The organism is Anabaena sp. CA = ATCC 33047 (assembly GCF_963870205.1).
Lineage (GTDB): Bacteria > Cyanobacteriota > Cyanobacteriia > Cyanobacteriales > Nostocaceae > Trichormus.
Genome location: NZ_CAWMSA010000057.1, coordinates 183,936 through 198,075, shown reverse-complemented (window position 1 = coordinate 198,075; position 14,140 = coordinate 183,936). Strand labels below are relative to the sequence as shown.

Genomic DNA, 14,140 nt, shown 5'->3' with positions numbered 1-14,140 from the left:
CAAAAATAGCGATGTGATGAGTGTATCTGATTTGCCGAATCTTTGGGTTCCCTTGGTGCTGTTAGGTTTAATTATACTGGCGGCGGTGTTTTTTAGTCGTAGCCGTTAGTTTCAGAGATATAGGGCAACAGTGAACCGGAAAGCTTGTTTTAAATTTCGATTAATTGACGAGCGTGTTAGTAACAGTTAGATTAGTGCTGATTTTTACTTCCGCATTTACCTGAGAACTCAAAGATGGTGGCAAATAACTCTACAGCAGCTAAAACCGTTGTGAATGTGACATTGGGGGGACAAACCACATTCGCTACAACCTTTGTTCCTACTGGTGCAGCCGGAACGATAAACGGCACTCAAACAAGATTAGGCGGTTTATCTGGTGTTGTTTACGATGCAGTTAATAATGTTTACTACTCGCTTTCAGATGCACGTTCTGATAGTAATGGATTAGCACGCTTTTATACTTTTACTGCTAACTTAAATAATCTTGCCACACCCGAAATCACCTTTACCAATGCTACGCCGTTAAAGGATATTAATGGTAATTTCTTTGCAGCTAACAGTCTCAACCCAGAAGGTTTTGCCTTAACTCAAAATGGTACAGTTTTTGTCGCTTCTGAAGGTGAGGTTAATATCAATGCAGGTATTGTCATTAACCCGTTTATTAAAGAGTTTAATTTATCTACAGGGCAGGAAGTGCGATCGCTGCCCATACCGGCGAACTTTTTACCAGTCATTGTAGATACCAATAATAGCGGGACAATCAATACAGGTGACACCCAAACTTCAGGCGTGCATAATAATTTGGCATTTGAAAGTTTAACTATCACCCCTGATCAAAATACTCTATACACAGCTACAGAAACAGCCCTCTTTCAAGATGGCCCACTAATATCTGACCGTATTCGTCGTTCGCGGATTATCCAATACAATCTAATCACAGGACAGCCAGAAAAACAATACTTATACATTACTGACCTAGCAGCAGAACCACCAACTGCTGAAAGACCACTAACTGGTAATGGTTTAGTGGATTTATTAGCAATTGATAACCGGGGTACATTATTAGCGTTAGAGCGTTCTGCATCAAGTGAAAGTACAGGTGCTAATCCCAGGTACACAATTAAACTTTATGAAGTGAAGCTACAAGGGGCTACAGATATTAGTAGTCAGAATACTTTACCATCAGATATTTCTGCTATTCAACCAGTCCAAAAGCGACTGCTATTAACTCTCGATCCAAATAGTTCTGTCGGTAATGTAGAAGGGTTAGCTTTTGGCCCCACATTACAAGACGGTCGTCAGTCAATTGTCTTAGTCGCTGACAATAATTTTAACACATCAACACAAATATTATCTTTAAGCGCACAAGTCAATACCATCTCTGCAAGTATCACCCAAAGTAGTGATAACACCAGTGTTACAGAAGGTGGTGTGACTGATAGTTATACAGTTGTCCTCACAAGTCAACCCACAACAAACGTTACCATCACTATTAATCCTGGTACACAAGTGACAACCAATGTCAATCAACTTGTGTTCACACCTCAAAACTGGAATATCGCCCAAACCGTCACAGTTACAGCAGTAGATGATAACTTAGCTGAAGGCAATCACACAGGCACTATTCAACACACAGTTACGAGTAGCGATACCAATTACAACGGCATTACCATTGATAGTGTCAATGTCAGCATCACCGATAACGATATCACTCAAGGGACATCAGATCAAGATTTTCTCAGAGGCACAAACAACAACGACATCATCAACGGCTTAGACGGCAACGACTACCTCATGGGAGGTGGAGGTAATGACACACTCGATGGTGGCATTGGTAATGACTACGCATTTGGTGGTGTAGGCGATGACAGCATTAGTGGTGGCGAAGGCTTTGACTTGCTCTACGGCAACGCAGGTAATGATACTGTTTACGGTGGCGAGGGCAATGACAACCTCGATGGCGGTACTGGTGATGATATCTTAGATGGGGGAGCAGGTAATGATATTTACACGGTAGACAGTATTAACGACCAAGTGATTGAGGCAGTTGATGGAGGCATAGATAAAGTTAACTCTTTTATCGACTACACCCTAGGAGATAACCTAGAAAATCTCACTCTGTTGGGTAATGCAGTCACTGGTACTGGTAACACCCTCAATAACCACATCATCGGTAACAATACAGCTAATACCTTAAATGGTTTAGGCGGTGATGATTGGTTGATGGGTAAAGGTGGTAACGACAGACTCAATGGTGATGCTGGTAATGACCGACTTGATGGTGGTACAGGTAATGATACTCTCGATGGTGGGGCGGGTAATGATATCTACGAAGTAGATAGTGTAGAGGATGTGATTATTGAAGCAGCAGATGGAGGTATAGATACAATCATTTCTATCGTAACATTGACATTAGGGGATAACGTAGAGAACCTGAGTTTGGTAGGTAATCAAACAATAGATGGTACTGGTAATGATGCTGCTAACCGAATTATGGGTAATAATCCTAACAATACCTTGATGGGTTTGGGAGGTGATGACTATCTTTCCGGGGGGGCAGGGGATGATACACTCATTGGTGGTGCTGGTAATGATACCTTAGTCGGTGGTCGTGGTGCAGATATCTTTGATTTGACTGGTGTTCTGACTGGTGGCTTTGATACTATCGTTGATTTCAAAGTCGGTGAGGATAACATTCATCTATCTGCATCTGAGGTTAGCTTGACAGCAGGAAGCTTAGACTCTAGCTTGTTTGTATTGGGTAGGAGTGCGACTACAGAAAATCAACGCTTGATCTACAATCAAGCTCAAGGTGAACTATTTTTTGATGCTGATGGTAGTGGCGGTGCTGCACAGGTGCAAATTGCCCGGTTCTCTAATCGTGCGGCTTTAACTGCTGAGAGTTTTTTGATAGTTTAAAGCATACCAGAATCAAGAGGTGCGATCGCCTATCATAATTAAAGATAAAATGATGATGGGATAGATTCCCGACTTCTCAAAGAAGTCGGGGATCTGAGTATTCCGTTTTTTTAAGGTCAATTCAGTAGTTGGCATTGTTCATCTAATGTTGCTAAAGGATGTTCAGTGTCTAGCCATGAAACCTGTGTTTCTAACTGTTCGCAGCACTCCCGCACTAAACGTAAACCTGCATCTCGTGATAGTTCTGCCGTGGTTGGGGTGAACTCTTGCAGAATCTTAGCTTCTATACTTTGATAATGATCTAATTCTGTTCTGAGTTGGGTTAAATATTTTGCCCCTTCTCCACCGTCGGCAATGGCAAATTGCAACACAGAATCAACGTAAGCCTTAACTTGGGGATGTTTCACTCCCTCGGTAGCCGCAGCATACAACAACTCACCATTTAAATACTCAAAATCTGGTACTAAAAGTTGCTCATCTGTGAGTTCAAAGGTACAAACTTCTTTAGTTGGTTTGACTTGCAGATGGTTACTTCTAACTCGGTGAGCCAGTTTTTCCAATAATGCGATGATAGCAATAGTCACACTGGGAAAATTACTATCTATACATCTGACTTCCACTGTACCGAGTTTGTTGAGACGGATGGGATTCCAAGCTGATTTGAGTAAGCTTCCTCCTGCTGCTAAAAATAAATGACGCTCAATTCCAGCTTGATCAATTGCTTCCAACCAAGCATAATAACGTTCAAATTGCAATTCAACTAAACTTTCCACACTTTCAGCATAAGGTCTGAGTCCGCCAACAGCTTGCAAATGGGTGTATACTCCTTCCCAGCCGAAAATTTCACTGCCCCGATAACGAATTGTGTGCGCCGCTAGCCCAATTGCTTGTCCTTCATAAAACGGACACGCCCGCCCTAATGAAATCAATACCGAATCACAAGCTGTAGCTAAGTTGTAAATATTGAGTAGTTCCTCTCGCTCGGCTGGTGTAGAGTTATAGGAGACTGCCACACGCGGATCAATTACCCCTGGCGGTACTTCTAAATGTAGATGTGTCCCCGTGCATTTGCCAGCGTGTAAAAATCTATCGTAGCCGACAGTCCGCGCTTGAATGTGGTAATTAGGCTGATCGCGCATCACTGGCATGATATGTAACGGGTAGCTAGAGAGAGGATAAAGCCGTAAACCTGTTTTTCGTGCTGCGGTTAATGCCAGTTTGAGGTTTTTTAAATACTCTTTTGCTAACTCTGTACCTGTGTAAGCTGGCGGTGTGTTAATCTCCAGCATACACTTGACGAACTCTGGTACAAAGTATTGTGAATTTAAACCTTGATCTGCTGCTGTTTGGCGGCAAATTTGCAAGAATTCATCGGCGCGATCGCTAATTTCACCTGCTTCATCGACTAAAAAAAATTCTTGCTCTAGACCGATGCGACGTTTTACTATATCCATATTATTTTTTTGAATAATCTATTATTAGTTATTAAATTCCAATATCAAATTTTATCTTTTGAATTTTCATAAAAACATTTCTTAATTATATGTAAAATATAACAATTTATATAAATATGTAGTTAAATATAACATCATTGACAATTTACTAATATAAAAGTTAATGTTACTGACTTAATTGATAATACATAGCTGGACTCCAAACCCTAAAATATTCAGCAATTAATATTACAGCAATCTGGGCTAGCAAAAGAGAGTAGGGGAGGCAGTCGAAAAAAACAAGTTTGGTTTTTCCAACAGCCTCCATCATAGTTAAATATAGGCAGCTTGATCTACACGGTGGACATGGCAGAATCAACTAATTTTTTTAATTTCAAGTAGGCTTCTGGTGCTGTCAAACAATTAGAAATGTTACCATCAGGAATACAAAATTCCCAGCTATCTGCGTAATAATGAATCACAAAGGAAGGAATTAGTTTTAAATTCACTGCCTGTCTACCTAATTCTTCTGTTTTTTCTAATAAGCTCTGTTCATCGTGAAACAAGTGGGTACTCATAATCATCACACCATATCTTGACACAACTTGGTAAATATCAGGTGGTGATCGAGTTGTTGGCTTCTAACCATCACCTTCAAAGCTGTTATAAACAGAAAATGTGAGGAACTTGTGAGGAATGCTGATGATTGCTAAAAAATTTGGGCATTGGGAATTGGGTATGGGATTTTTCCCCTTTGCGCCTCAGCTTTCTCAGCTTCCTCTACAATGGGAGATGATTTTAGGAACTGGGGAGTAAATCTTGATTGGCTAAATTTTTGCTCACCAGTGTCTTAGGTAATTGTGACCCCAGCACTATAATCATGATGGTCATGTAAGAAACAAGTGCCATCCATAAAAGGTGATTATTGTGGAGATACCAGCCTGTGACAGCTAGGGGTGTAAAACCTAATCCAAAGGCTAATAAAACGGCATTACGGATGATAGCACCCGACTTTAAGCCGATGAAGTACCCTTCCAACATGAAAGCAGTTGCAGTTAATCCTAAAAGCGGTAGTAACCAAGTGACGTAAATACTGATGTTTTCGTTGATTTCTGCATGATTAGTCAAGAGTCCAAATATTGTATCTGGGAAAATTACAGATGCGATCGCAAAGCCTAGAGCAATAAATAAACTGGTAATTATAGAAATACTCAACAATGGAATCATCTTCTCGGTTGTACCTTTACCCTGAAAGTTGCCAGTTAATGTTTGCGTTGTCATCCCTACACCTTGAATTGTGAACTGACTCAACAGGGCAATTTGCAACAGTAAACCGTTTTCTGCCAAGGTAATAGTTCCCATTGTCGCGCTTAAATTTGTAAAAATGGCATAGGTAGAAATTAACACTAAAAATCGCACCAGAATATTGGTTTTCAGCACAACAGTATCTTTCAATGCCTCCCAATCAAACACTTCTTGTAAGGCGGCTGGTAGTTCTGCCCATTGAATGCTAAAACCCACCCCCAGCAAACCAGTCACTAAGGCAAGATATTGACTGATGGCTGTTGCCAATCCCGCCCCCATGCTTGCCCAACCGCACTTGACAATCATTAAATAGTCCAGCAGCACATTAGAACCATTGGCAATGACAGACATCAGCAGCACCAGACTATTCATTTCTCGCCCGGTAAACCAACCAATTAACACAAAGTTGAGCAATACAGCCGGGGCTGCCCAAATTCTCGCAGAGAAATAATCAGTTCCCGAACTTTCAATTTCTGGAGAACCACTTAAAATCAAAAACCCCATCTTTTGGATTGGGTATTGCAGCAACAGAATCAGTAACCCCAATCCTAGGGCAATTAAAACACTCCGCATCCCAACTAATAATATGGTTTTGTGGTCATCCATGCCTACAGCTTGTGCAGTTAGGGCGTTCACACTGGAACGTAAAAACTTTAACACCCGGTAAAGATAGTCAAAGAGAATAGTTGCAAGAATAACTCCCGCCAAGTGGCGAATATCTGCTAAATGTCCCAAAAAAGCAATGTCAACAATACCCGCCAAGGGTACCATCATGTTGGAAAGCACATTAATGCTTGCCATTTTGTAAAAGCGAGGTAGAAAGTCATACTGGAGTGATACTGCCGCAAATCGCATAAATTGGCTCTAATGCAGTTATTAATGGAAATTGTCACTATTTCAGTTTAGGCGACAGGGCAAGAATATACAGTTTTTTGGTGACTTATGTAAAAAATAACGCGAAGTTTCTATAAATTAACTCGCGTTATTTGCGTCAAAAAATTGTATGGTTAATCGTTATATTTAGACATATTTAGGCAGCAAGTTTTTCCTCAAGAGGAATAAAAGTCTTTTTGCTAGCACCACAGATGGGACAATGCCAATCATCAGGAATAGCTTCAAAGGGTGTACCTGCTGCAATGCCAGAATCAGGATCACCAGTTACAGGATCGTAAATCATGCTGCATTGTCTGCATATCCATTTCCGGGTATTGGGATCTTCACTAGCTACTCTGGTTGTAGGTTCGCCACCATTTAATATTTCTAAAGCTTCTGTGTAGCGATCGGCGTGGTAATTTTCGATAAACTTGAGTAAGCCGAAACGGTGGGCGGCGGCGCGGAAGGTGCCAGCGTGTTCACTGGATTCTTGAGCCTGTTTCAGAAATTCTGCGGCGGCGGGATGATCGCGATCGCGTGCAGCATCTGCGGCAAAATTAGGATACATGGTGGTGTATTCGTAGGTTTCCCCTTCAATTGCCAAAGATAAACAACGAGAAACAATTTCTCGCTTTTGTTCGTCAGTCAAAGCCTCTGGATTTTCTACAACCAATTCTGGGTGTAACAACTCAAAATGAGCAAAAGCGTGTTCGGTTTCTTGTTCGGCGGTTTCCCGAAACAGTTTAGCTAAATCTTTAAATCCTAGTTTACGTGCCACCTCAGCAAAGAATAGATATTTTCGATTCGCCATTGATTCCCCAGCAAAGGCAGCTTCTAAGTTTTGCAAAGTTGTAAAGTTTGAAAGATCCATAAATTTTCGATACCTGACAAGTAATACTTGAAATGGAAAATACAGACTCAAAAATTGAGTAGATGAGCTACCACTTGTATAATTTACATTGTTTGAGACAAATTATTTAGTCCATATTTATTTACGGATTTTTTGAATGGTGACAGGAAAATTGCAGCATCAGCCAGAAGAGGGCAGGGATATTCTGTAGCCTCTAGTGACAGAAAATAAGTTACTTTGCTTGTAGAGACGTTGCATGCAACGTCTCTACAACTAGATTTATCGGCTCAATATGGCTCACGAAACATTTAGCTTGAGAAATTACGCCAAATCAAACAACAGAAATTCTGTACCGATATCTGTGCTGATTTCTAGTTTTTCCTCTCCGTGAATTTGCACACCATCACCTGCTGTTAATTCTTCACCATGCAAAGTTGCGACACCTTGAGCAATTTGTAACCAAGCATAACGATTTGGTTTAAGGTGATAATTGACTATATTGCCCGGTTCTAAAATAGAGGCGTAGATATCCACATCTTGATGAATAGTCACAGCACCATCACGCCCATCTTTAGCCGCAACTAGGCGGAGTTGTCCGCGTTTTTCTTCAGGGGTAAACGCTTTTTGTTCATATCTGGGAGATAGTCCCGACTTGTCTGGTAAAATCCAGATTTGCAATAGGTGAAGTGGTTCAGTTTTTGAGTGATTAAATTCGCTGTGCTGAATTCCATTACCAGCACTCATAATCTGAACATCACCGGGGCGAATCACTGAACCTGTACCTAAACTGTCTTGATGTTCTACTGCACCTGATAGCACATAGGTAAGAATTTCCATGTCACGATGTCCGTGGGTAGGAAATCCGGCACCGGCAGCGATGCGATCATCATTAATCACTCTTAACGCCCGAAATCCCATGCGCTTGGGATCATAAAAATGGCTAAAGGAAAATGTATGATAACTATCGAGCCAACTAATTTGACTACGCCCACGCTCGTTACGATGATGAATTAGGTAGTTAACTGTGTTCAAAGACATGGATTTACCTCATTTGCAAATTAGAAAGTAGTGATTTAGTAATGCTAAATTCGGAGAAAATGAGTGAATGATTAATAAAAGTCTATTGCTACTTTATTGCTAAATAATTTCTATGGGTTGATTATGGTTTAACTTTGTGATTCTGTGGTTGAGGGACTGCCAGAGCAAAAAATATCCAAAATGTAGGGTGCGTCAGCACGAGAAACCCTAGCTATCCCAAGAAAATATTCATACTGACGCACCCTACTAATAGTCGATTCGGATAATTTATTTTTCGGTGTTCTCTAAATATTTTATTTCCGAGAGTTGTTTATCTAAATTTGAACTATCTAAATAGTAAAGTATGGCAATATAAAATGAAAAGTACGCACTTAAAAGTGGGATACTTACCAAAAAGATACTAATATAACTATTCTAACAAACACGATATTATACAACTAAAATGAAGCAAAGAATCGACTACCAAAAAACAAAGACGCAAAGCGGCTAATAACTGCTTTGCGTCTTGATGTCAGGTTTTTAAGAATGTTTTAAACTTTCTTCAACCAGCTAAACATGGCGCGTAAATCTTTACCAACTTCTTCAATGGGGTGTTCTGCTTCTTGACGACGCATAGCGGTGAATCCTGGTTTACCAGCTTGGTTTTCCAGGACAAATTCCCGCGCAAATTGTCCAGATTGAATCTCGCTGAGAATCTTTTTCATTTCCGCTTTGGTTTGGGCGTTGACAACGCGGGGGCCACGGGTATAATCGCCATATTCAGCAGTGTTAGAAATGCTATCACGCATGGTTGCTAAACCGCCTTCTACAACCAAGTCTACAATTAGCTTGACTTCGTGCAGACATTCAAAATACGCTAATTCTGGCTGATAACCTGCTTCTACTAAAGTTTCAAAGCCAGCTTTGATTAAGGCACTCAAACCACCGCATAATACTGCTTGTTCACCAAACAAGTCGGTTTCGGTTTCTTCGCGGAAGGTGGTTTCGAGTATACCGGCGCGAGTGCCACCGATACCTTTAGCATAAGCCATCGCGCGATCGCGTGCCTGACCACTAGCATCTTGATAGACTGCAAACAATGCTGGTACGCCTTGCCCTTGTTCGTAAGTGCGTCTGACTAAATGACCGGGGCCTTTGGGTGCTACCATGACCACATCTACATTTGCAGGTGGTACAACTTGTCCAAAGTGAATGTTAAAACCGTGGGCAAAGGCTAATACATCCCCGGCTTTCAGGTTTGGCTCAATCTCGTTCTTATAAACTGTTTTTTGGACTTCATCAGGTAGTAAGATCATGATGAAGTCAGCAGCACTAGCAGCATCTGCCACGCTTTTCACAGTTAACCCTGCTGCCTGGGCTTTTTCTGCCGACTTACTACCCGGATACAGCCCCACAATTACATTTAAACCACTATCTTTCAAATTTAGGGCGTGGGCATGACCTTGTGAACCATAGCCGATAATCGCAATGGTTTTTCCAGCCAAAAGGTCTAAATTCGCATCTGTATCATAGTACATCCGGGCCATATAAAGTATCTCCTGTCAGCAACCTGTCTCATTTATTGGCAGGTTTTTGATTGTACCTTAAATCGTGTCACCACGAATTAACTTTGGGATGGTGAAAAAAGAATTCTGTACTCAGAAGTTCGCTCAACTTCTCCCCCACCCGTCTTGATTACTTCTGAGACTGTGCAATGTTGGCGATCGCTCACATATATCGTATATCCCCAACATCGATATATTGTTGCATCAGGCTATGTCTCAAAACAAGTCTCTACCCGTTTAGGTGGTTTCTTTATATACTGGTATCAGATTACTAAAAGTGTATTTCAAATTAATTTGATGTATGTTAATGAATTACATAATGTAAAATCTCCAAAAAATCACAGCGCAACTACTCCGTAATTTCTCTAGTTGAACCATAAAACTTTAGTCTAAATGCTGTTTTTATGAAGTTTCTAACAAATTAGCACTGACTCAACAGCCTGTATTAGATACTAAGATTATTAGTCAATTCTTGAACCATGCCTGGCGACTGTTCCTTGAGTTCTGAAACTTATTTAGTACAACTTTTGAATCAAATTACATCAGTTTCCTTGCAAATTCATCAAGGAGCTAATGTTGATGAGGTTTTGAATACTACAGTCGAAGAAACGCGGAAAATCTTGGCGTGCGATCGCGTTCTCATTTACCAAATTCTACCCGACGGTGATGGTGTAATTATTTCCGAGTCTCTTGGTAGGGATGATATCACACCAGTCATGGGTCAACTGATCTATGATCCCTGCTTTGCTGAGAAGTGGATAGAACCCTATCGACAGGGGCGAGTGCAAGTGATTAACGATATTTATACTAGCCAATTGCAAACCTGTCATATCGAGTTACTGCAACACTTTCAGGTGCGGGCTAATTTGGTAGTTCCTATCTTACTCAGGCATGAGTCAACACCTCACCTCTGGGGGTTACTGATTGCTCAACAGTGTATACATCCTCGTCGGTGGCACTCCTTAGAAATCGAGCTTTTACGTCATCTAGGGATGCAGTTAGGTATCGCCCTGGAGCATACACAACAGCAACAGCACCTCCAGCATTTAGTAACCAACCGGGAACAGGAGATTACTGAGCAGAAAGCCGCTTTAGAGACATACAAACAAATAGAGAAAGAGTTGCGCTGGCAAAAAGCATTGTTACGCTCGATGACGGATACTTCTCCGTTGGCTTTTTATGTGGTAGATAACCGCACAGATAACATTCTCTATTTCAATCACCGTTTCTGTGAAATTTGGGGAATTGAACATCTAGAACACCAGATGCAGCGTGATTTATTAAAAAATAATGACATTATTCCCTATTGTGTGTCATTAATTGCAGACGTTCCCGCCTTTGCTGAATCATGCAAACCCCTACAGAGTGAAGAAAATCGCTGCATAGTGGAAGACGAAATTTTGTTTACAGATGGACGGATGATTCGCCGCTTTTCCAGTCAGATTCGGGATGTTCATGATCAATACTTTGGGCGACTCTATATTTTTGAAGATATTACCTTGCGTAAACAAACAGAAGCCGCGCTTAAAGCCAGTGAGGAACGCTGGCAATTTGCCCTAGAAGGTAATGGCGATGGGGTATGGGATTGGAACGCTGAAACTGGGGAAATCTTCTTTTCCCGTCGTTGGAAAGAAATGTTAGGGTTTGCGGAAGATGAGATTGACAGTAACCTGAGCGCATGGGAACAACTGCTACACCCAGATGATAAGACGCGAGTCTATCAGGAAATTCAAAAGCATTTTCGCGGGGAAACTCAACAGTATGTGAGTGAGTACCGCGTCAGATGCCAAAATGGTACTTACAAGTGGATTTTAGATCGGGGTAAAATTGTCACTTATTCAAACAAAGGTGTTCCTCTGCGATTGATTGGCACCCATACTGATATTACTGAACGCAAGTGGATGGAAGAGGCACTCAGAGAGAGCGAAGCCCGTTACCGTTCTGTAATTACCACGATGGCGGAGGGGATTGTGCTACAGCAAGCAGATGGACAGATTATTACCTGTAATCAGAGTGCTGAGAGAATAATGGGACTGACACCTGATCAAATGATGGGGCGAGCCTTGATTGATTCGCGTTGGCGGGCGATTCACGAGGATGGCTCACCGTTTCCCGGAGAAGATTACCCGGCGATTGTTACCTTACGCACGGGAAAACCACAATTTAACGTCGTCATGGGTGTTCATCAACCTGATGGTAATCTCGTCTGGATTTCGATCAACTCCCAACCATTGTTTTATCTGCAACAATCGCAACCCTATGCGGCGGTGGTGTCATTTACGGATATCACAATGCAAAAGCAAGCAGAAAAAGCATTAAAACGGCAGGTAAGACGAGAACGCACCATCCACGCGATCGCCCAAAATATCCGTCAATCCCTCGACTTGGAACAGATTCTTAATACTACCGTGGCTGAGGTACGGCAATTTTTACAAACTGATCGCGTCGTTATCTACCGCTTTAATGCTAACTGGAGTGGTGTGGTGATTACTGAGTCTGTTGCCTCGGAGTTTTTAGCAATTCGGGAGATGGAATTTACAGATAGCTATTTTGTGGAAACCCAAGGGGGAACTTACCATCAAGGGCAAGTTAATGTTGTCTCGGATATTGACAAGGCTAATTTTACCCCCTGCCATTTAGAGTTACTACAAAAGTTACAAGTCCGAGCCAAGTTGGTGGTACCGATTTTGCAGCAACAACAAACTTGGGGGTTATTGATTGCTCACCATTGCAGCGCGCCTCGTCAGTGGCAACCTTTTGATATTGAATTGTTGACTCAACTAGCAACGCAGTTAGCGATCGCCATCCAACAGTCAGAATTGCATGAGCAACTGCAAATTGCCAACCAGCATCTACAAAACTTAGCTTTGATTGATCAATTGACACAACTAGCTAATAGACGCTGCTTTGATCAGCACCTCAATCATGAATGGCATCACCACACCTGTAAACAACGCCCATTGTCGTTAATTTTATGCGATATTGATTATTTCAAGCAATACAATGATACTTATGGTCATTCAGCCGGGGATGTTTGCCTGCAATCAGTTGCTCAAGCCCTGAAACAAGCAGCCAGACAAAGCAACGATTTAGTTGCTCGTTATGGTGGGGAAGAATTCGCCCTGATTTTACCAGACACAGACAGTGATGGCGCGATCGCAGTTGCCCAATTTGTGCAGGAAGCTATCCAAAAACGGCAAATTCCTCACGCTGCCTCTGCTGTAGCTTCATGGGTGACAGTCAGTATTGGCATTGCCACTGTCATTCCTACACCCAATATGGTAGCTCTAGACTTGATTAATGCTGCCGATCAAGCACTTTATCAAGCCAAAGCACGAGGACGCAATAATTACTACATTTATAATGGAGTCATCAATCTCTAGTCCCAAGCTGGCAAGTGGTGAGCATTGATATTAATAAATAGTTATCATATTTGTGAGGGCTAGGGAACAGGGAACAGGGAACAGGTAACAGGTAACAGGTAGCAGGTAACAGGTAACAGGTAGCAGGTAACAGGTAACAGGTAACAGGTAGCAGGTAACAGGTAACAGGTAACAGGTAACAGAGTCAGATAAAAGTCTGCATCTTCAGTTAATCATCAGTAATTAACCGGAATTGATATGAGTGGTTTATAATATGCTGAACTCAGCCCAAAATAAAGCCAAAGAAATCATCCAAAATGTTGTTGAGACTACCCAAGAGAAAACCACTGAAATTACTGAAGAAGCTATTTTTCAAGCTGTTGATCAAGCACTCAATGTAATTGAAATAGCTAGTAAAAGAGTGCGGGAAAGAAATATACCTACAGAAAAAGTTTCCCTAGAAGTTAGCGTCAATATTATGGGATTAATTGAACTCAAAATGCAAGCTAATGTACCTAATCAAGAAGAAGTAAAAGAAGTAATCTTAGCCGTTAATCATAATTCTCATCAGTAGTCAACATTCATCCGCGTACCCTACAGGTTATTGGTAGCGTCTCATAAGAGAAGCAAGCTATATCTGCGTTTATCTGCGTTTATCTGCGTTTAATTATTTGTCTTCTCACTCTCGTTCAGGTGGGCATTGCCAACAAAGTTAAACTCAGAGTTTGAGGCAATTTCCAGCAATGCCCACCCTACACAAATGGTTGGTAAGGTGCGTCAATAAACGTATTTTTCATATCTGATGCACCCTACTAA

The 14,140-nt window shown here is 41.5% G+C and carries 9 protein-coding genes; 3 read left to right on the top strand and 6 right to left on the bottom strand.

Going from position 1 to position 14,140, the window contains the following annotated elements; translation table 11 throughout:
- Window positions 1–237 precede the first annotated feature (237 nt).
- Window positions 238–2,919, top strand: a complete 2,682-nt coding sequence (locus AACS98_RS18890) for an esterase-like activity of phytase family protein (protein WP_339373724.1) — start codon at window positions 238–240, stop codon at window positions 2,917–2,919.
- Window positions 2,920–3,035: 116 nt separating this feature from the next.
- On the opposite strand, the gene AACS98_RS18885 is transcribed toward AACS98_RS18890, so the two are convergent.
- From AACS98_RS18885 to ilvC, 6 genes are all read right to left on the bottom strand, one after another.
- Complete coding sequence (locus tag AACS98_RS18885; RefSeq protein ID WP_156481700.1) at window positions 3,036–4,373, bottom strand: glutamate-cysteine ligase family protein; 1,338 nt, start codon at window positions 4,371–4,373, stop codon at window positions 3,036–3,038.
- 332 nt (window positions 4,374–4,705) lie between these two features.
- Window positions 4,706–4,930 (bottom strand): hypothetical protein, encoded by a 225-nt coding sequence (locus AACS98_RS18880; protein ID WP_066382673.1) that lies wholly within the window; start codon window positions 4,928–4,930, stop codon window positions 4,706–4,708.
- A 220-nt stretch (window positions 4,931–5,150) separates the two neighbouring features.
- Window positions 5,151–6,512: a guanitoxin biosynthesis MATE family efflux transporter GntT gene (gene gntT, locus AACS98_RS18875; protein ID WP_066382672.1), complete on the bottom strand. Its 1,362-nt coding sequence runs from the start codon at window positions 6,510–6,512 to the stop codon at window positions 5,151–5,153.
- A 175-nt stretch (window positions 6,513–6,687) separates the two neighbouring features.
- Window positions 6,688–7,401 carry a rubrerythrin family protein gene (locus AACS98_RS18870; RefSeq protein ID WP_066382670.1) on the bottom strand — a complete coding sequence of 238 codons (714 nt, stop codon included), beginning with the start codon at window positions 7,399–7,401 and terminating at the stop codon, window positions 6,688–6,690.
- Window positions 7,402–7,701: 300 nt separating this feature from the next.
- Window positions 7,702–8,418, bottom strand: coding sequence for a pirin family protein (locus tag AACS98_RS18865; RefSeq protein ID WP_066382668.1), 717 nt, complete (start codon window positions 8,416–8,418; stop codon window positions 7,702–7,704).
- A 530-nt stretch (window positions 8,419–8,948) separates the two neighbouring features.
- The gene (gene ilvC, locus AACS98_RS18860; protein WP_066382665.1) at window positions 8,949–9,944 is read right to left on the bottom strand and encodes a ketol-acid reductoisomerase; all 996 of its coding nucleotides are present in this window, start codon (window positions 9,942–9,944) and stop codon (window positions 8,949–8,951) included.
- Window positions 9,945–10,459: 515 nt separating this feature from the next.
- Between ilvC and AACS98_RS18855 the strand changes: the two genes are divergently transcribed.
- Both AACS98_RS18855 and AACS98_RS18850 read left to right on the top strand, forming a co-directional pair.
- A complete protein-coding gene (locus AACS98_RS18855) occupies window positions 10,460–13,345 on the top strand; it encodes a diguanylate cyclase domain-containing protein (protein ID WP_198161156.1) in 2,886 nt (961 codons plus the stop codon).
- A 253-nt stretch (window positions 13,346–13,598) separates the two neighbouring features.
- The gene (locus AACS98_RS18850) at window positions 13,599–13,898 is read left to right on the top strand and encodes a hypothetical protein (RefSeq protein WP_066382663.1); all 300 of its coding nucleotides are present in this window, start codon (window positions 13,599–13,601) and stop codon (window positions 13,896–13,898) included.
- Window positions 13,899–14,140: the final 242 nt, after the last annotated feature.